This is a genomic window from Janthinobacterium sp. GW823-FHT01H08, from assembly GCF_058797855.1.
Window position 1 is genome coordinate 3,717,929 of record NZ_CM179504.1, and the last position, 19,432, is coordinate 3,737,360.

At 66.4% G+C, this 19,432-nt stretch carries 17 protein-coding genes; 4 read left to right on the plus strand and 13 right to left on the minus strand.

The annotated features are described in order from the left end of the window. Positions 1–89: 89 nt before the first annotated feature. Positions 90–1,211, plus strand: coding sequence for a metallophosphoesterase (locus AC3RCG_RS16625; RefSeq protein WP_492401157.1), 1,122 nt, complete (start codon positions 90–92; stop codon positions 1,209–1,211). 3 nt (positions 1,212–1,214) lie between these two features. Here AC3RCG_RS16625 and AC3RCG_RS16630 read toward each other — a convergent pair whose 3' ends face one another. Beyond that, positions 1,215–1,967 carry a DUF4303 domain-containing protein gene (locus AC3RCG_RS16630; RefSeq protein WP_492401156.1) on the minus strand — a complete coding sequence of 251 codons (753 nt, stop codon included), beginning with the start codon at positions 1,965–1,967 and terminating at the stop codon, positions 1,215–1,217. A 16-nt stretch (positions 1,968–1,983) separates the two neighbouring features. Next, positions 1,984–2,907, minus strand: coding sequence for a LysR family transcriptional regulator (locus tag AC3RCG_RS16635; RefSeq protein ID WP_492401155.1), 924 nt, complete (start codon positions 2,905–2,907; stop codon positions 1,984–1,986). Between the two features lie 123 nt (positions 2,908–3,030). On the opposite strand from AC3RCG_RS16635, the gene AC3RCG_RS16640 reads away from it, so the two are divergent. Then, positions 3,031–3,792, plus strand: a complete 762-nt coding sequence (locus AC3RCG_RS16640; protein ID WP_070291461.1) for an SDR family oxidoreductase — start codon at positions 3,031–3,033, stop codon at positions 3,790–3,792. Here the strand turns inward: AC3RCG_RS16640 and AC3RCG_RS16645 are convergent. The 10 genes from AC3RCG_RS16645 to AC3RCG_RS16690 form a co-directional block, all read right to left on the minus strand. Beyond that, a complete protein-coding gene (locus AC3RCG_RS16645) occupies positions 3,720–4,688 on the minus strand; it encodes an NAD(P)/FAD-dependent oxidoreductase (protein WP_492401154.1) in 969 nt (322 codons plus the stop codon). The genes AC3RCG_RS16640 and AC3RCG_RS16645 overlap by 73 nt on opposite strands. Continuing rightward, a complete protein-coding gene (locus AC3RCG_RS16650) occupies positions 4,675–5,127 on the minus strand; it encodes an Rrf2 family transcriptional regulator (protein WP_070310650.1) in 453 nt (150 codons plus the stop codon). The genes AC3RCG_RS16645 and AC3RCG_RS16650 overlap by 14 nt, the downstream gene beginning before the upstream one ends. A gap of 117 nt (positions 5,128–5,244) precedes the next feature. After that, positions 5,245–6,654 (minus strand): c-type cytochrome, encoded by a 1,410-nt coding sequence (locus tag AC3RCG_RS16655; protein WP_492401153.1) that lies wholly within the window; start codon positions 6,652–6,654, stop codon positions 5,245–5,247. Further along, on the minus strand, positions 6,651–8,261 hold the full coding sequence (locus AC3RCG_RS16660; RefSeq protein ID WP_492401152.1) for a GMC family oxidoreductase: 1,611 nt from the start codon (positions 8,259–8,261) through the stop codon (positions 6,651–6,653). The genes AC3RCG_RS16655 and AC3RCG_RS16660 overlap by 4 nt, the downstream gene beginning before the upstream one ends. Before the next feature lie 9 nt (positions 8,262–8,270). After that, entirely contained in the window at positions 8,271–8,795 is a 525-nt protein-coding gene (locus AC3RCG_RS16665; RefSeq protein ID WP_230502843.1) for a sorbitol dehydrogenase family protein, read from the minus strand. A gap of 28 nt (positions 8,796–8,823) precedes the next feature. Continuing rightward, positions 8,824–9,990, minus strand: a complete 1,167-nt coding sequence (locus AC3RCG_RS16670) for a porin (protein WP_492401151.1) — start codon at positions 9,988–9,990, stop codon at positions 8,824–8,826. Between the two features lie 325 nt (positions 9,991–10,315). Then, on the minus strand, positions 10,316–10,771 hold the full coding sequence (hpaR, locus tag AC3RCG_RS16675; protein ID WP_230492117.1) for a homoprotocatechuate degradation operon regulator HpaR: 456 nt from the start codon (positions 10,769–10,771) through the stop codon (positions 10,316–10,318). Positions 10,772–10,857: 86 nt separating this feature from the next. Then, positions 10,858–11,835 carry a DMT family transporter gene (locus AC3RCG_RS16680; protein ID WP_492401150.1) on the minus strand — a complete coding sequence of 326 codons (978 nt, stop codon included), beginning with the start codon at positions 11,833–11,835 and terminating at the stop codon, positions 10,858–10,860. Between the two features lie 65 nt (positions 11,836–11,900). Further along, positions 11,901–13,706 carry a DUF885 domain-containing protein gene (locus AC3RCG_RS16685; protein ID WP_492401149.1) on the minus strand — a complete coding sequence of 602 codons (1,806 nt, stop codon included), beginning with the start codon at positions 13,704–13,706 and terminating at the stop codon, positions 11,901–11,903. 65 nt (positions 13,707–13,771) lie between these two features. Continuing rightward, a complete protein-coding gene (locus AC3RCG_RS16690) occupies positions 13,772–14,812 on the minus strand; it encodes a LacI family DNA-binding transcriptional regulator (protein WP_492401147.1) in 1,041 nt (346 codons plus the stop codon). Between the two features lie 104 nt (positions 14,813–14,916). Here AC3RCG_RS16690 and AC3RCG_RS16695 point away from each other — a divergent pair, with 104 nt between their 5' ends. Then, positions 14,917–16,110: a phytanoyl-CoA dioxygenase family protein gene (locus AC3RCG_RS16695; protein ID WP_492401146.1), complete on the plus strand. Its 1,194-nt coding sequence runs from the start codon at positions 14,917–14,919 to the stop codon at positions 16,108–16,110. A gap of 34 nt (positions 16,111–16,144) precedes the next feature. Continuing rightward, complete coding sequence (locus tag AC3RCG_RS16700; protein WP_492401144.1) at positions 16,145–17,263, plus strand: Gfo/Idh/MocA family protein; 1,119 nt, start codon at positions 16,145–16,147, stop codon at positions 17,261–17,263. A gap of 13 nt (positions 17,264–17,276) precedes the next feature. Here AC3RCG_RS16700 and AC3RCG_RS16705 read toward each other — a convergent pair whose 3' ends face one another. Next, a complete protein-coding gene (locus tag AC3RCG_RS16705; protein WP_492401143.1) occupies positions 17,277–19,289 on the minus strand; it encodes a glycoside hydrolase family 3 protein in 2,013 nt (670 codons plus the stop codon). Positions 19,290–19,432 lie beyond the last annotated feature (143 nt).

The following is a 19,432-nucleotide window of genomic DNA, read 5'->3' on the forward strand; positions in this document are numbered from 1 at the left end:
GGTTGCCAAGGCGTCGGCTATAATCGGCGGCCGGCGATGGCGCCGCATCGCATCCGCCGCGCCGGGTACCCCACCATTGGAACGATCACATGAAAACCCGCACGCCGCTGCTGCGCATCACCATGATACTGGGCGCCCTGCATGCCCTGCTGGGCTGGCTGCTGCTGCCAGCGCTGCCCGTCGGCCTGGCCGGCTGGCTGCTGGGCGGCGCCGTCCTGCTGGCGTCGACCATGCTGATGCCGATGACCATCTTCGCCCGCGCCGTCACCAACGATGCGCGCCTGGCCGACCGTTTGAGCTGGGCCGGCTCGCTGTGCATGGGCTTTTTTTCCTCGCTGTTCGTGCTCACCATGCTGCGCGAACTGCTGATGCTCGTTCCCGCCACCCGCCCCCACGCCCAGGCCTCCGCCGTGGCGGCGCTCGCCCTGGCGCTGCTGGCCACCGTCCTTGGTTTCATCAACGCCCGCCGTGTGGCGCGCGTGCGCGAAGTGACGGTGCCGATTACCGGCCTGCCGGCCGCCCTGCAAGGTTTTAACATCGTGCAGCTGAGCGACATCCACGTGGGCGCCACCATCAAGCGCGCCTACGTGGACGCCATCGTCGCGCGCGCCAACGGCCTGCAAGCGGACGTCATCGCCATCACGGGCGACGTGGTCGACGGCACGGTGGCGCAACTGGCCAGCCATACGGCGCCGCTGGGCGAGCTTCGGGCGCGCCACGGCGTCTTTCTCGTCACGGGCAACCACGAATACTATTCGGGCGCCGCGCCATGGGTGGCGGAATTTCGCCGCCTGGGCTTGCGCGTGCTGATGAACGAACATGCGGTGCTCGAGCACGACGGCGCGCGCCTGGCGCTGGCCGGCGTCACCGATTTCAATGCCGGCGCCTTCGATCCGGATCAACGCAGCGACCCGCAGGGCGCCATCGCCGGCGCACCGGCCGATATCCTCCGCATCCTGCTGGCGCACCAGCCGCGCAGCGCGCCCGAGGCGGAAGCGGCCGGCTACGACCTGCAATTGTCGGGCCACACCCACGGGGGCCAGTTCTGGCCATGGAATCTGTTCGTGCCGCTGCAGCAGCCTTACGTGGCGGGCCTGCACCGGCAAGGTCGCCTGTGGATTTATGTCAGCCGCGGCACGGGTTATTGGGGGCCGCCGAAGCGCATCGGTGCGCCGGCGGAGATCACGCTGTTGCGGCTGGTGGCGGCGTAGAACCTAGTCGGCCCAGCTGGCCATCCACGCCTCGAAACGCGCCGCCACGGCTGGCGGATTCAAGCGCGCCAGCGCGCCTTCCACCGGCTCGCTGTCGCTGACCTCGAACAGCAGCACGGTTTGATCGCGCTGCGCGCCCGTGCCAAAACAGCCTTCGGCATCGAGCTGCGCCAGCGCCGCGATGCAGGCGTCGAACACGCCGGTGCGGAAGGTGGCGAATGCGACGTCGAACGGCAAGCCACGGTGCGCCTGCAGCAGCAAACGGTAGGCGCTGTCGAAGTAGGCGCCGCCCTCGTCAAACGCCCATTCGGCCGGGTTCCACAGCATCTCTTCGCCATATTCCGAGGCGGCCAGCGCTTCGCGGCTGTTCGCCATGGGACCGATGGTCATGGCGCTGTCGTCGCTGACCAGCGCGAAAGCGTCGATGTGCTGCTCCGGATGCGCACGGCGCACGCAGTCGAAAGCCAGGCGCGCGGCCTGCGCCACCAGGGTTTGCAGCAGCGCGAAATCGAAGACGGCCGGGTCGATGACCATGGCGCGCGCCAAGATATAGCCATCGGCCAGCGCCGCCTGGCAACGGGCTACGTAGGCGGCGTGCGCCTCGGCATCGCTGGCGTAGTGCGTGCGCGTCTCCGCGCCCCAGGTCATGGCCGCGCCGCTGGCCGTCCAGACGGTCGTACCGAATACGCGCGCTTCCTGGAAGCGGGCCGGCTGATCGCCGTCAAAGGTGTAAAACAGACTGTAGTTATCAGGCATGAGAATTTTTCTTTGTTTAATCGGGCCGCATCTGCGCGGCGAAATCGCGCTGGCGGAACTGCTCCAGCAAAAAATCGACGAAGACGCGCGTCTTCGCGGGCAGCAGCTTCTTGCTGGGATAGTACACGGACAGGGGGCCGGAATCGGCATGCCAGCCGGGCAGCAGGCGGATCAACGCGCCGCTGCGCAAATGGGCCAGCGCGTGCGGCATGGGCAGCAGCGCCACGCCGACACCCATGAGGGCTGCCTGCGCCATCGCTTCCGGATCGTCGAAGATGGCGCGTGGCCGGCATTCGGCCACGCCTTCGCCGCCAGAACCATCGCGCAATATCCAGCTGCGCAGTCTGCCGCTGCCGGCCGAGCGGCGCGCCACGCCGTCGAATTGCGCCAGGTCCGAAGGATGCGCGGGCATGCGTTTCCCCTGCATGAAGGCGGGCGACGCCGTGGCGACGATGTGGGCGTGACCCAGTTCGCGCGCCACCACGCCGGGCGTGAGCTCGATGCCGCCGCCGATGGCCACGTCAAAGCCCTCACCGATCAAGTCGACTTGCCGGTTGTCGAAATGGCAGTCGGGAATGACGCCCGGGTAGCGCGCGATGAACTCGCCCAGCAAGGGCACGACATAGCTGCGCCCGAACGACGGCGCCATGCTGATTTTCAGGATGCCGGCCGGCTGGCCGCCCTCTTCGGCCACGCCGGCGATCGCCTCGCGCAGGGTAGACAGGGCGCCGCCGATCTGCTGCAGGAAACGCTCACCCCCTTCCGTCAGGGTCAGGCGGCGCGTACTGCGCTGGAACAGGCGCAGGCCCAGGCTCGTTTCCAGCCGCGCCACGTTCTTGCTGACGGCCGCCGGCGTCAGCCCCAGGCGGCGCGCGGCCGCCGAAAAGCTGCCCAGCTCGGCGGACAGCACAAACGATTGCAAGTGATTGAGGGCATCCATGCGCCTATTCTACCCGCTCATTTGATCGTTTTAGTTGAAAGTAATTGTAGCGATTCATGGCTAGCGCGGCAGGAATGAAACCTAGATACTGAATTCCTCGACTCCTCACACAGAAAGCCCATCATGCAAACCCAAACCAACCATACCCAGTCACTGCTGAACAAGATCGCCTTTGTGACGGGCGGCTCGCGCGGCATCGGCGCGGCCATCGTGCGCCGCCTGGCCAGCCAGGGCGCCCATGTCGTCTTCACGTATCAAAGCTCGGCCGCCGAAGCGCAGGCGCTGGCGGCCACGGTGGAAGCGGCCGGCGGCAAGGCGCTGGGCGTGCAGGCCGATGCGGCCGACGCCGCAGCCCTGACGGCGGCCATAGACAAGGTGGCGGCGCAGTTTGGCCGTGTCGACATCCTCGTCAACAACGCGGGCGTGTTCCTGCCCGGCGCCATCGATGATTTTTCGCTGGCGGACTTCGACAAGACGATTGCCGTCAACGTGCGCGCCGTGTTCGTGGCCATCAAGGCGGCCGTGGCGCACATGCAGACGGGCGGGCGCATCATCAATATCGGCAGCACGAATGCGCACCGCATGCCGTTCGGCGGCGCGGCCGCCTACGCCATGAGCAAATCGGCGCTGAGCGGCCTGACGCAAGGCCTGTCGCGCGACCTGGGACCGCGCGGCATCACCATCAACAACGTGGAACCAGGCCCCGTCGCCACCGACATGAACCCGCCCACGGGCGACTTCGCCGACCTGATGCACGGCCTGATGGCCCTGCCCCGCCACGGCACGGCCGATGAAATCGCCGGCATGGTGGCTTACCTGGCCAGCGACGAAGCGGCGTTCGTCACGGGCGCGGGGCTGAAGATCGACGGGGGTTTTGCCGCCTGATCCAGCCCGAACATCAGCGAACGGTGCGCCGCCACGCCCGCCATGGCGCCGTCGGCCACCGCGAACGCCACGCTGCCGGCCATGCGGCCCGCGTCACCGCAGCAAAAGACGCCGGGCACGCTGCTGGCCTTTTGCTCGTCGGTGCGCACGAACGGACCCATGGCGCCCTCTTCCAGCGCGCAGCCCAGCGTCACAGCCAGGGCACTGGCCAGGCGGGTGCGGGTGGCCACGAACAGGCCGGCCATCGCATGGCGGCTGCCGTCGGCCATGACCACGTCGGCCACGCCGTCGATCCGCGCCACGGGCGTGCGCACCACCGTCACGCCGCGCGCGGCCAGTTGCGCCAGCTGCGCCGCATCGGGCTCGAACGCGCCATTCAGGAAAAAAGTGACCGTGCCCCAGTCGGGCAGCATCAGCGCATGGTGCATCGACAGGGGCCCCGTGGCCAGCACGCCGATGGCGCCCTGCTCCAGTTCATAGCCGTGGCAATAGGGGCAGTGAAAGACGCTGCCGCCCCAGCGCTCGGACAAGCCATCGACGGGCGGCAGCTCGTCGATCACGCCGGTGGCCAGCACCAGGCGGCGGCCGTGAACGACATTGCCGTCCGCCAGGATCACGTCGAAGCCATCGCCATCGCGGCTGGCTGCCGCCTGCACGGCCGTGCCGTCCAGCCAGGACACGGTGGCATACGCCAGCAGCTGCGCCTTGCCCTCGGCGGCGATGGCGGCCGTCCCGCTGCCGTCCTGGGTCAGGAAACCGTGGGAATGGCTGGCGTAGCGGTTGCGGCGCTGGCCGCCGTCGATCACCAGCACGCGGCGGCGGGCGCGCGCCAGTTGCGTGGCGGCGGACAGGCCGGCGTAGCTGCCGCCGACGATGATGGCGTCAAAGATGTGCATGGGGTGCTCCTCGGTGGATGGCATATTGTTGGCTGAAACGGTCGGCCAGGTCGGCCAGGGTGACGGCGCCGAAGCGCCGGATCAGCAGCGCCTCGGCTTCGTCGAAGGCGCCGGCCAGCGACTGGTTGACCACCTGCTCCACCAGGCAGCCCGGCTGGTCGACACGGTTTCCCATGGCGAAGATGGTGGGCGAACCGACGGCCACGTAGATGTCTTGCAGGGTCACCCTGTGCAGGTCGCAGACGATGCGCCAGCCGCCGCCATGCCCCTTGCCCGAGGCCACGTAGCCGCGCTCGCGCAAGCCGGCCATCACGCGCCGCACCAGCACGGGGTTGGTGTCCAGGCAGCCGGCGAGTTCCTCGGACGTCATCGGGCGTCCCGCGTGGGCCATGTGCAGCAGCACATGGAGGATCGATGATAGTTTGCTGTCGCGTCTCATGTAACTCATGATAGTACATAAGTTCCGCATATGCAAACGAGTTGCAAAAAATCTGCGCAAGAAAAAGGGGTCAGACCCTGTCGGGTCTGACCCCAGCCTTTGCTTCAGGGTGATTTTTTAAGCTGCGGATGTTTCCTTGCGACGCCGTCCCCGCCACCACAGCAGCAAGGCCAGCAGCACCAGCACGGCGACGATGATGGCGGCGCGGGCGAGGCCGATCAGGTTCGACGGCGCGCCGCCGTTGCGCAGGGTCGTCACCTGTTCCGCCGTCACCTTCACGTCAGGATTGCCGTACATCTTCTGCACGTAATTGCCGAGGGTGACGATCTGCTCGTCCGACAGGGTCTGGCGGAAGGCTGGCATCAGGTGTCCCGCAGTATGATTACCCTTGCCATCCTGCCGCTCCACCCCATCGAGGATTGCCATCACCAGATTGTTGCTGTTGCTGCGGCCCGTCGCCGAGTTGTGGAACAAGGGCGGCAAGCTGCCGTCGAAACTGCCCTCGCCCTTCGCCTGGTGGCAGCTGGCGCACTGCGCATCGTACAGCTGCGCACCCGACATCCTGTTCAGGTTTTGCGGCAGCGGCACGCCGCGGATCGCATTGAGCTCATCGCCCGCCTGGCCCCATTGCGTCACCGGTTTCGTATCCGCCTTGTCGCGGATGGCGGGTACGCTCTTGATGTAGTGCGCGATGGCGCTCAGGTCCGCGTCGCTCAGGTGCTTCAGGCTATGGTCGATGGCTTCGGCCATCGGTCCGGCTGCCTGCCCCCGGTGCGCGGCGCGGCCCGTGCGCAGGTAGTCGACCAGGTCTTGCTGGCTCCAGCTGCCGATGCCGCTGTTGGCGTCCGAGCTGATGTTCGGCGCAAACCAGGTGCCCAGATCAAAGCCCCCCAGCTCCTTCGACAGCTGCTCGGCCATCAGCGCGTTGCGCGGCGTGTGGCAGGTGCTGCAGTGGGCCAGCCCTTGCGCCAGGTAGGCGCCGCGGTTCCACTCCATGCTCTTGGCTGGATCGGCCACGAACGGCTTCTTGTCGAGGAAGATCCAATTCCAGCCCGCCATCGACAGGCGGATGTTGAACGGGAACGGCAAGTCCGTCTGTGTTGCCGGCGCCGTGTCCACCGCCGCCACACCATGCATGAAGTAGGCGTACAGGGCGGCCGTGTCGTCATCCGTCACCCTGGCGTAGGCCGTGTAGGGCATGGCCGGGTACAGGTGCGCGCCGTCGGCCCGCACGCCATGGCGCACGGCGTCGGAAAACTGCTTGAGCGTGTAGTTGCCGATGCCGTGCGTTGTCGACGGCGTGATGTTGGTGGCGACGATGGCCCCCAGCGGCGTGGCCAGGGACAGTCCGCCCGCCATCGGCTTGCCGCCCGGGACGCTGTGGCAGGCGATGCAGTCGCCCGCCGTCGCCAGGTAGCGGCCACGTTCGATGGCCTGCACGTCGGCGCCAGGGGCGTTCGCCGCCAGCACAGGCAAGGCCAGTGCCAGCAAGGCGGCGCCGGCCGCCATTCTGAAGGTCGCCATCATGCTGTTCCTCCCTGTTGTTCGTCGAGGATATGCTTGACGGTGCGCAGTGCCACGGCCAGGCCGTTTTCCGTCGAATTGCAGGTGCCGGACGTGGGCAGCACGCCGGTGCTGCACAGGAACAGGTTGGCATGGTCGAAGGTGCGGCCCCACTGGTCGCACACGGCCTTGGCCGGATCGGAACCCATCGACAGGGTGCCGCAGATGTGCTGGTTGTTGGCGAACACGCCTTCCTTGCTGTGGCGCAGATTGGTGCCGCCCATCAGTCTGGCGATCTGCTCGAAATCCTGCTTCGAGCGCTCGTGGCCCCGTTTCGTGTACTCGTCGATCGCATAATGCGCCTGCGGCTTGGGGATGCCCATGGCATCCTTCTCGCTGCTGAGGGCGATGCGGTTTTCCGGGTTCGGCAGCACTTCCAGCACGTTTTTCAGGCTCATTTCACGGGCCGAGCGGAAACGCAGCTGCTGTTCGAATTCCGCGCCAAACACGCCCTTGCCGATCAACTCCCTGGTCGCGCCATCCACGCGCGAAATGTTCGTGAAATCGAGGCGGTATGGCGAATGTTCGCTGCGGAAGTCGCCATCGCGCATGGTATTGATGGAATTGGGGCTTTGCGGGCCCCGGCCCAGCCACAGGTCTTCATCGGCGTCGAAGGTGATCGAGGTGCTCGGGTGGTCCATCAGGTTGCGGCCCACCATGTCGCTGCTGTTCGCCAGGCCGTTCGGGTACTTGTCCGTGGCGGAAACGAGCAGCAAGCGGGGGCTTTCGATGCCGTTGGCGGCCAGAATGAAGGTCTTGGCCGTGACCCGGTGACTTTTTTTATCCACGTCGTAGTACAAGGCCGCCGTGATGCGGCCCTGCGCGTCGTGTTCCAGCTTGTAGACGTTGGCGTTGCAGACGATCTTCACGCCCGCGTCTTCCGCCTGCTGCGCGGCGATGCCGCCGTGGTATTGCGCGTCGATGGGGCAGATCGGCTGGCAGCTGTTGTTGCCGCAGCAGGCCGGGCGGCCATCGTAGCTGACGCTGTTGCGCGCCACCGTGTTGCCGACCACCTTGAACGACGGGTCGAGGCGTTCGCGGATCCGGCGCATGGCGTACGGCTCCGTCACGGGATCCATCGGGAATGGCTGCTTGCGCGGCGAACCCGTATTCTCGGCACCCGAGACGCCCATGATCTCTTCCGCTTCCTGGTAGAACGGCTCCAGGTCTTCGTAGCTGATGGGCCAGTCGACGCCCACGCCATACAAGGTATGGATGCGGAAATCGTTCGGCACATTGCGCCAGGCCTGCGCGGCCCAGTGCCACGAGGTGCCGCCGAACTGGCGGATGTATTCGGCCGGATACGGGTACGGGCCCGCCTGCACCAGGTAGCCGTTATCCTTCGGCTGGTAGATCGGGTGCGGCGCCGTGGCGACGGACGGATACGGCGACATCCAGTCGCTGCGGCGCGTCGTGTTGCGGAAACGGGCGACGATTTCGCCGCGCGACACGCGCGGGCCCGCTTCCAGGATCAGCACCGAGGCGCCCGCCAGCGCCAGTTTGCGCGCGGCGAGCGAACCGATGATGCCGGAGCCGATCACGAGGTAATCGGCGGAGAGTGCTTCAGCCATGATGGCTCCTTAAATGGGTTTTCTGGCCCAGCTGCCGTAGGCGCCGTAGGAATACGTGGGAGGCTTGAGGACGTCGGCCACGACGGCCGCGTTCAGCGCCTGCTCGTAGGCGACGCAGACGGCCGCTTCGCCCGTGCCGACGATGCCCAGGTACCAGGCGCTGGCGATCTGGCGCGGCAGGGCCGCCAGCGGCGACAGTGCCGGGTCGAGCGCATCGAGCGCTTCCTGCAGGCCGGCCGCCTGCAAGCCCTGCGCATTGATCAGGGCCAGCAGCGCGCGCACATTCGCGGGGAAGGCAGCGTCCTGCGCCACCAGCGCCTCATACAGGCGTTTGGCCAGCACGGGATCGAGCACCTGGCGCCCCACCAGCATGGCCGACACGCCGAGGAAGGCGCCCTGCTCCGCACTGGCGACCGGTTCGGCCAGCGCCCAGGGAATCAGCGCCGCGGCCGAAGCCGACAGCAAGCCGGCCAGCACCATGCGGCGGCCGGGATTCAGGGGGCCGCGGCCCTCCTTGTTGTGTGTAGCGTCCAATTGAAGCTCCCGTGAGTTCAGCAACCGTTCAGAAAGAATGCTTGAGACCGACCATCACCACCGTCTGGCCGCCGTTCGACGACGGCGTGCCGTTTTGCGAATCGCCGACCGAGGCGACGGCGTCGACGATGGCGCCGTTCTGGCCCAGGGTCTGGCCGCGCGCCAGCTGGCGCGCTTCGATCAGGTAGATCGCCGTGCGCTTGGACAGCGCGTAATTCTGTTCGAACGACAGCTGGCGGTAGCGCGCGCGGTCCGACACGCCGTTGGCGCGGCTGGCGTAGGTGTCGCTGTAGCCGGCGCTCAGGAACCACTGCGGCGTCCACTGGTAGCTGGCGATCAGGCCGGCCGTGTTGAAGATGGCCGTGTCGCGGAACGTGGAATGGCTGCCCGCCTGGTATTGCACGTTGCTGGCGTTGGCGCCCACCATCCACTTGCCCATGGTGTATCGGGCGCTGGCGGCGATGAATTCGATGCTGTCGGCCGAGGCGTAGCCCTGGTTGATGGCGGAGATGCCAAAGCTGGCCGAGGCCTTGTCGCTCCAGCCGGTGCCGTTCTCGCCATTCTTCAGTTTCAGGTAGCCGAGCGCAAATTCCGCCGGCGCCGTGCTGTACTTGACGGCGGCGCTGAAGCTGCTGCCCACGGCATTGCCCTCGGCCGCTTCGCCGAAGCCGTATTGCGCGCTGGCCTGCAAGCCGCGCCACGCTGGCATGCTGTAGGTGACGGAATTGCTGATGCGCACGGTCGTATCGAGGCCGTCGATATCGCCCGGGTGTGCGCCGGTGGCGCCCGTCAAGACGTTGCTCGACGCCAGGGAACCCACGAGCAGGTAGTACGGCGTGTACTGGCGCCCGGCCGTCAGGCTGCCGTAGGCGTGCGATTGCAGGCCCACGTAAGCCTGGCGGTTGAACAGGGCGCTGGCCGAACTTTGCGCACCCGTATCGCTTTCAAAGCCGTTCTCCAGCAGGAACAGCGCCTTCAGGTCGCCGCCCAGGTCTTCCACGCCCTGGAAACCGATCTTGCTGGCGGACAAGTTACCGCTGCGCATGTAGGTGTTCGACTTGCCGCCCTGGTTGCTCGCGTACGCGGTGGCCGCGTCGACCACGCCATAGATGGTGACATTGCTTTGGGCGCAAACGTTTGCGCCGATGAGCGTGGAAACGGCCAGCGCCGCAGCGCGCATGCATGTATGGTTCATTTTTTTCCTGACTTTCCTGTTTTATCTGGCGAAATACGGGCGTGGCGCCCCGTTGCCGCCCCATCAACAATGGGGCATCCGCTGTTCTTCTTGATCTGGATCAAGTGCGGCAAATTATACGCTTATTTACTCACATATAAGTGATTGACTGTAGAGCATAGTCTTATAGCAAAACATTGATTAGTCTTATAGCAAAACCAGAAGGCGCGCAGGCGCACGCCCGGCAAGGTGCGGCAATGCGTGGAACGGGCATGACAAAAGCAGCGGCGGCGCGTGTCGAAAAACACGCGCCCGATGGATGCTCAGGCAAGGAAAAGTTTGGGGTTCAGCGCAGGATGGCGGGCGCCACCGGCAGGGTTTCGAGGGCAATGAAGGCTTCCAGCGCGCGGCGCATGTCTTCGAACACCTGCTTGCCGTAGGCCGCTTCCAAGTGGGCATATTGCAGGTCGATCAGCTTACCCATCTGCAGCAGCAGGCTGGCGCCCGCTTCCGACAGGTGCACCTTGCGGCGGCGCTGGTCGCCTTCGAACTTGCTGCGCCCGATCAGGCCGATCTCTTCCATGCGCGCCAGGATGCCGCTCATGCTGGGGCTGGAAATCTGGCAGATCTCGCACAGTTCGCGCGGCTCCAGGGTGGGGCTTTCGTTCAGCGCGCGCATGATGCGCCACTGCTGCTCCGTCACGCCGAAGTGATTGAGGATGGGGCGGAAATGCTGAAGCAGGCTGTCGCGCGCCTTCAGCAGCAGTTGCGGCATGTTCGGATAACGGATCGGTAGCTGCAAGCGGAACTCCCTGGGTGACCGGCAAATGAGCGTCATTATACGGCCGGCCCAGGGCAAACGGCGGACTGACAACGATGTATTTTTCGCTACGTCCGCCCTGCCCCACGCCCTTCTCCCCGCCCCTCTGCCTCCTCGTGCGCATGCCGCTGCACGGACCACAGCACGCCCGCCGTCAGCAGGAGCACGGCCGCCCACTCCAGCGGGCGCGGCATGCGCTGCGCGTAGACGAAGCCGTACAGCAGCGCGAACAGGGTCTCCGACAGGATCAGCTGGCCCGACAGGGTGACGGGCACCCGGCGCGACGCCAAATTCCACAGGTAGTTGCCGATCACGGAAGCGCCCAGCGCCAGCAGCAGGCACACAAACCAGAAGCGGGGCCAGTCGCGCGCCGGAGCGCCATCGGCGCCGCCCGCCGGCTGCAGCGCCAGCATCACGGCGCCCACGACCAGCGCGATGACGCCGCTGGCCAGGCCATACAGCATGGACCACTCGGCGGCGCTGACATGCGCATGGCGCTTGAGGAAACGGGCATTGTCGAGCGCATACCAGGTCCAGCACGCGAGCGCGCCGATGGCGCACAGCACGCCCGCCAGCTTGTGCGCCAGGCTGGCGCCGTCCGCACCCGCGCCGCCTGCCTGGCTGAAGATATCGACATTGATGCAGGCAATGCCTGCGGCCACCAGCAGCAGCGGCAAGGCCAGGCGGCGCAAGGGCGGCGCGCCGTGGTCCTTGTGGCCGAACAGCGTCACGCTCAGGGGCAGCAAACCGATGATCAGCGACGTGGGCGCCACGCCGGCCAGCTTGACGCCATACGCCAGCAGCAGGTAATACACGACGTTGCCCGCCAGCGCCTGGCGCAGCATGGCCAGCCAGTCGCCGCGCCGCAGCCGGCGCAGCAGGGGCAGGAGGCGCGGCAGCATCAAGCCGGCCGCCAGCGCGCCATAGCAGATGTAGCGTCCCACCATCAGCTCGGCCGGAGAAAAATCCGGCAGCAAGACGGGCACAATGAAAACGGCGCCCCAGAAGGCGCCGGCCAGCAAACCAGATACGATCCCACGCCACATGCAGCCACGCTCACGTCATTATTCAAGGACGCCAGTATAGGGTATGCGGCGCGAGTCGCCCGCCGTCAGCCCTTCGCTTTTCTCTGCCCGGGGATGAAGTGTTCGCGCACGGCCTTGGCCAGCAAGTCCGGCGGCAGCAAGCCCTGTCCCAGCAGGAAGTTGTTGAAGGCCAGGCGGTCGAATCGGTCTCCCAGCGCCAGCTCCGTTTCCGCGCGCAGCTGCAGGATGCGCGTATAGCCGTAGAAATAGCTGCCCGCCTGGCCCGGCATGTTGAAGGTGTAGCGGTCCAGCTCCTGGCGCGCCATCGGTTTCGACAGCATCACTTCATCCGTCAGGATGCGGCCCGCCTCTTCGCGCGTGACTTGTCCCAGGTTCAGCATCGGGTCGAGCATGGCGCGCGCCGCGCGCAGCATGCGGAACTGCAGCGCGATGAACTGGCCCTCGGCCGGCTCGTACGGGATCATCTCCGCTTCCGCGTACAGCGCCCAGCCTTCCACGTTGACGCTGTTGAACGCATACAGGCTGCGCGCCTGCGACACGCCCCGTTCCACCATGGCGCTGAATTGCAGCTCGTGGCCAGGGCGGCCCTCGTGCGCGCTCAGGGTCCAGGCCGCGCCCGCGAAGTTGAAATCGTCATACGCTTCGCCCTTGCCGCTGGCAGCCGGATTGCTGACGGGCAGGACGAACTGGCCGTGCTCTCCCGTATTGCCGATCAGCGGAGGCGGACGCATATGCGGCGCCGGCTGGGCCGCCGATTCGGCGGCGGACGCCAGGCGCATGGTCATGGCGCGCGCAGGGATATCGACCACGCGCTGCCGGGCGATGCGTTCCTCGAGCTGCGTATTGACGCCCTTGTAGTGCGCTTCGAGCTGCGCGTTGGGGATGGAATCGCTCTTCAGCGCGCGCAGCACCTGGCGGTAGTCGCTACCGTCGACGCCCTTCAAGGCCAGCCTGGCCGCCACCACGGGCGCCAGCGCCTGCATGGCGGCGCGCGTTTCCAGGTAGGATACCTGCGCCCGTTCCACCAGCGCGCGCGGCTCGATGTCGATGCCCACCTGCTTCAGGCGAAACGCGTACAGCTCGGGCGCCATGCGGAAATCCGTGCGCGCCAATGGCAGCACCACCTGCTTTTCCCATGCCGCATAGTCGTTCAGCTGCTGCTCCATGGCGGCCAGCGCGGGTTCGGCGCCCGCGATCTTCATGTCGGCGAACAGCTTGCGGATGCCGGCGATATACGTGGGCACGTTTTCCAGCGACTGCGCCACCTGCAGGCGCACGGGACCGGCCAGGTCAGGCGTGCCGATTTTCTCCGTGAAGCGCGCCTTCGCCTGCTGCGTGATCGGCGTGCTGCCCGGGAACTGGCCCACATAGCGCCGCAGGCGCTCAAGCGCCTTGGCGCGGCGCGCGGCCGGGCGCTGCTCCTGCAGCAGGCTTTGCATGCTGCCAAAGACCATTTGCGGCACATCGACCCACGGCAAGGTGTATCTGGCTTCCAGCTCGGTGCCGGCGATTTCCTGGTCGACGGCGCCGATCAGAATTTCCAGGTCCTGGCGTATGCGTTCGTCGCGTTCCAGTTCCAGCTTCTGCTGCAACTGCGCGCGCGCCTTCCGCATGGCCGCGACCTGGCGCCCGGTGATGTCCGGCCCCAGGTCGGCGGCCAGGCCGTCGTACTGGGCCAGGCCCCTGTCGGACGCGTCTTCGGGCGAGAACTGCGCCTGCGCCGCCAGCACGATGGCCGCGTTGCGGTTGCTGGCCTCGACCCAGGCGGACGACGCGGAAGCAGCTGCGGAAACGACGGGGTCGGCCGCCATGGCGGGCATGGCCAGCGCGGCGGCGAGCACGGTCTTGCACAATTGCGGAGTGACGGACATCGGGGGATTCCTTCAAAGGTGAGCGATGAGCGAAGCGGCGAGTATCGGCCAGCCTCGCAGGCCTGTCAATTCACCCCGTTCAGGACGGGCAGGTTCCACGGCGTGACGATCTGGATGGCGGACAGTGACGGCGATTGCGCCAGGGCCGGCAGCGCGCCCTGTGCCCGCAGGATTTCCTGGCATGCACGGCGCATGTCCTGGCCCAGGTCGTGGTGCAGCACGGCCTGGATGGCGCCCGACTTGAGCAGCGCCACGTTGTCCGCGTCGAGATCATGACCGATGAAGACCTGGCAGGGTCGGCCCGCTCGCGCAAAGGCCTGCACGATGGCGGCATTGCCGCCGCCGATCGAATACACGGCGGCGATGCCCGGATGATCTGCCAGGGCTAGACGCACCAGCGCCCCCGTGGCCCCGTCGATGCCGTGGCCCTCGCTCACTTCGACGATGGATAAATGGCGGTGACGTTCGCGCAGCGCCCGGCGAAAGCCGATCTCGCGCTCTTCCTCGCCATGAAAGCGGTTGCTGCTCAGGGTCACCAGCACCTGCTGTTTTTTCCTGCTGCCCAGCCACTGGCCGACCAGGCAGGCGGCCGTCTCGCCCGCCGCGCGGTTATCCATGCCCACGTAGCTGCGGCGCGCGGAGCCTGGCAAGTCAGTCACCAGGGTCACCACGGGAATGCCGGCCGCCGCCAGCCGGTTCACCGCTTCCGCCACCGCTGGCAAGTCCGGTGCTTTCAGCAGCACGCCGTGGCTACCGTTCTTGCGGATGCGCTCCAGCAGGTCGACGATGCCGTCCACGTCCAGCGTTTCATGCAGGTGAAAGCGCGAACGCAGCACGGCCGGATGCAGCGACGGCAATTCGGCCTCCAGCGCGGCCCGCACGGCGTCCGTGAAGCGGCGCGGCGCCACCATCAGCACATCGAGCATGAATTTTCTGCCGGCCAGGCCCACCTGCGTGCTTTGCCGCGCCAGTTCATCGAGCGCCTGCATCACGCGGCGCACAGTATTGGCGTGCACGCCGCCGCGCTGCTTGATCACGCGGTCGACGGTGGCCACGCTGACGCCGGCCTGCAGCGCCACGACCTTGACGGGGAACGGATGCGTCATGCCATATCCAATTCAGATTGATGGTTTTTTGATGGATTTTTTGATGAAAAATGCGGATTTTCATCCCTATACTGATTCTACAACTTAAACAACGGAGACACCGCATGCCCACCACAGACGCCGCCGCAGCGCCGCCCAGCCCCTTCTGGCTGGCATCAGAAAACTGCGATCTGCAAGACTTCATCGCCACCGTCAGCCTATGCACGGCGCTGGCCGACTATCCCCACGCCGCAGCGGTGAAAGAAAACATTCTCGTCTACGACTGCGACCGGGTGCGCGCGCTGGCCGCCAGTGCGGTGTCGCTGCGCGCGCTGCAGGCCGAATGGGGCCGGGCGCTGATGGATGGTCCGGGCGTCATCGTGCTGCAACGCGCCGTCGCCGACATGGACACGCTGGAACAGGTCAGCGGCGTGTTTCGCGCGCTGATCGCCGAACAGCATGCGAGCGGCCAGGCGGGCGGCGACCATTTTGCCAAGGCTGGCGCGAATGACCGCATCTGGAACGCCCAGCAAAAACTGTGTCTGCGGGCACCCGAGGCATTCGCGCGCTATTACGCCAACCCCGTCTTCGCCTGGATCGCCGAGGCCTGGCTCGGGCCCGCCTACCAGATGACGGCGCAAGTGAATGTCGTCAACCCGGGCGGAGCGGCCCAGGCGCCGCACCGCGACTATCACCTGGGCTTCCAGAGCGCCGCCAGCTGCGCCGCCTACCCCGCGCCCGTGCACCAGATGACGGCCCTCTTGACCTTGCAGGGCGCCGTCGCCCACTGCGACATGCCGCTGGCATCGGGCCCCACCCTGTACCTGCCCGGGTCGCAGCGCTACCGCGCCGGTTTTCTCGCCTGGCAGCAGCGGCCATTCCGCGACTACTTTGCGCAGCATTGCGTGCAGCTGCCCCTGTCCAAAGGCGACGCCGTGTTCTTCAACCCCGCCCTGTTCCACGCGGCCGGGCATAACCGCTCGTCCGACATCCGCCGCATGGCCAACCTGCTGCAAGTGTCGTCGCCGTTCGGGCGCGCCATGGAAGCGCTGGACCGCCGCGCCATGAGCGCCGCACTGTATCCGGCCCTGCAGGCGCTGCGCGCGCAGGGAGTCCTGGATGACATTGGCATCAGCCACGCGATTGCCGCCTGCGCCGAAGGCTATGCCTTCCCCAGCAACCTCGACCGCGACCAGCCCATCGCCGGCATGGCGCCGCCCACGCAGCAGCAGCTGATGCACGAAGCGCTGGCGCAGGACTGGCCCGCTGCGCGCTTTATCGACGCGCTGGACAGCCACGCCTGGCGCCGGCAAGCCTGAATCCCTCACCGCGACACGAACGGAGTACCCGCATATGCAAGACATCCACATCGGCCTGATCGGCGCCGGCTACATGGGCAAGGCCCACACCATCGCCTACAAGGCCGTGCGCAGCATTTTTCACACGGCGCTGAATCCCGTGTGCGCCTGCATCGCCACCAGCAGCAGCGAAGGCGCCGCCCACAGCGCGCAGGAACTGGGCTGGAACCGCTCCACGGGCGACTGGCGCGCGCTGGTCAATGATCCCGCCATCGACGCCGTCATCGTCGCCACGCCACCGGCCACACACAAGGACATCGTGCTGGCGGCGCTGGCCCTGGGCAAACCCGTTTTCTGCGAAAAGCCGCTGGGCATGACGGCCGCCGAATCCCTGATGCTGGCGCAGGCGGCGGAAAGCGCGGGCGTGGCCAATATGGTCGGCTATAACTACATCCGCACGCCCGCCAGCCAGCTGGCGCGGCAGATCATCGAATCGGGAGAGATCGGCGAGATCATCCACGTCGCCGCCGAACACGTGGAAGACTACCTGCACGACCCGCGCGCGCCCGCTTCGTGGCGCACGCGCGAAGCGACGGCAACGCGCGCCGGCGCGCTGGCCGACGTGGGCTCGCACCTGCTCAACCTGGCCCTGCGCCTGGGCGGTTCCGTCGACGCGCTGGTGGCCGACATGAATACCGTGCACGCGCAGCGGCAAGGCCCGCACGGCATGGAAGCGGTGGAAAACGACGACCAGGGCAATATGATGCTGCGCTTTGCCAGCGGCGCGCTCGGCGCCCTCACCTTCAGCCGCGTGGCGGCCGGCCGCAAGATGGGCTACACCTACCGCATCACGGGGACCAAAGGCGCGATCGCCTTCGATCAGGAAGACCAGAATGCACTGTGGCTGTACGACGCCGGTCGTCCCGCGCAGCGCCAGGGTTTCCAGCGCCTGCTGATGGGGCCCGCCCACCCCGACTACCTGGCGTTCAGCCAGGGCGCGGGGCACGGCACCGGGTACAACGAGCAGATCGTCATCGAAGCGCGCGATTTTCTGCAGGCCATCGCCGGCGGTGCGCCAGTCTGGCCCACCTTCCGCGACGGCTACGAGGTGGACCGGCTGATAGCCGCCGCGCTGCGCTCCGTGCAGGAGCGCAGCTGGATTACCGTTCGTTGACAACAGAGACGGTTTAGTAAGCCAGCCCGTAGCCGAACTTGTACAGCGGATGGGCCGTGTCATACGGCACGTCCGATTTCTGCACCTGCACTTCGGCCATCGACGACGGCAGCTCGAACGGCAGCTTGCCCTGCGGCTTGGCCTTGCCCGTCAGGACATCGAACAGCGCGCCGTCGCTCACGCCGAAGTTGGCGACGATGGCGCTGGCCTTGTCCTGCACATTGCCGAGGATGGCCGGGCGGTCCAGGTACACGGTGACGACCGTCTTCGGCGCATACTTGGCCGCGTTCTTGATCGCCTCGTAGTCGGCGTTGCCGTCGACGTAATCGAGGCGGCCCTCGTGCTGCATGCTGCCGAAGATGTAGTTCGGGTGCAGGGTTTCATACGGCGCGGCGACGCGCAGCAGGGCCACGTCCGCTTCCTGCGGCGTGGCGACCACCGTGTAGCCATACTGCTGCGCCACGGCCGCATCGATGCCGTACAGGTAGACCTTCTTGACCGTGGCGGCCAGCGGCAAGACCTTGTCCTTGTTTTCCAGCAAGACCAGCGAACGGCGCTGGGCATCCAGGCCCGCTTCGATGAAGTCCGCCTTGCCCACGGTGGCGGCCGCTTTGGCCGCATCGACGAACGGATGCTCGAACAGGCCCTGCTTGAATTTCTGGATCAGGATGCGCCGCGCCGACGCGTCGATGCGCGCTTCCGTCAGCTGGCCCCGTTGCACCGCTTGCGTCAGATAAGGCGCTTCCGTCACGCCGCCAAACTGGTCCATCCCCGCCGTCACGGCCTTCACGTAGCGCTCGGCCTTGGTGGCGTCTTCCATGCCCCACGGCGTGCCGAAGCCGATGAAGGAAGGCGCGACGCCAGGCGCCGTGCCGTTGCGGCAGTTGGCGTCGCAGTCGGACGTGATGCCCCAATCGGACAGGATCACGCCCTCGAAACCGTATTTGCCGCGCAGCAGATCCGTCAGCATGGTCTTGCTGAAGCCGGCCGCCACTTGTTCCAGGGTGATGCCGTCGATGGTGATATTGCCGTCCGGCAGGGCGTAGGTCGGCATGACGGAGGCCGCCTTGGCCGTGAACGCCCCTTCGAACGGCTTGACGTGATAGGCGAAGTTATTGCCCGGGTAGGTCATGTAGCGGCCATAGTAATTGTGGCCGTCGAAGCCCTCTTTCGTGGCGCCATAGCCGACCCAGTGCTTGACGACGGCCACCACGCTGCCGTCATGCAAGCCAGTATTGCCATCCTGGAAACCCTCGATATAGTGCTGCACCATGCGCTTGGCCAGGTCCGCGTCTTCGCCGAAGGTGCCGTTGATGCGCGACCAGCGCGGCTCGGTGGCCAGGTCCGCCTGCGGCGACAGCGCTTGCGTGATGCCGACGGCCAGGTATTCCTGGCGCGCGATGTCGCCGAAGCGGCGCACCAGCGCATCGTCGCCGATGGCGGCCAGGCCCAGGGTTTCCGGCCACTGCGAGAAACCCTTGGTACCGGCGCTGGCGCCCACCGTGTACTGGAAATGGTGGCGCGGGTCCGTGCTGATGGAGACGGGAATGCCGTGGCGCGAGGTTTCGCTCAGCGCCTGCACCTTGTTGTACTGGGCCGCCATATTGGCCGTGTCGCCCGCCATGCGGGTGATGAAGGTGTTGACGTATTGCTTGACGATCAGGTCTTGCAGCGCCGTCAAATCGTAGGCGCCGCCCTGGCCGATGCCGGTGGGGTCGGCCACGGTGGGCGCCGTGCCGTGCATCATCAGGCCCGCTTTTTCGTCGAGGCTCATGCGCGACAGCAGGTCGTCCGCGCGCGCCTCGGCCGGCAGGCGCCAGTCTTCGTACGGGTCGATCTTGCCGTTGCGGTTCATGTCCTTGAAGGTATAGCCGTCGACTTTCAACTGGGTGTAGGTGGTGGCGCCGAACACGGGCTGCGTGTATCCCTCGCTGCCGGTGTGGTTGTTGCCGCAAGCGGCCAGGGCAAGTGTGGCGACGCAGCCGGCGACCACGCGGGCCATCGGTTTCAAAGTGCAATTCATCATTATCTCCAAGACTGTTTTTGTAGGTATCAAGGCGCGGCAGCAAGGCCGGCCGAAAACAATATAGCGTGAGAATGCGTGAGTTTCTTGACTGCGCAGCACGCGTTTTATACCCGCGAGAACAATTTTTGGTTAGATGGCACAAC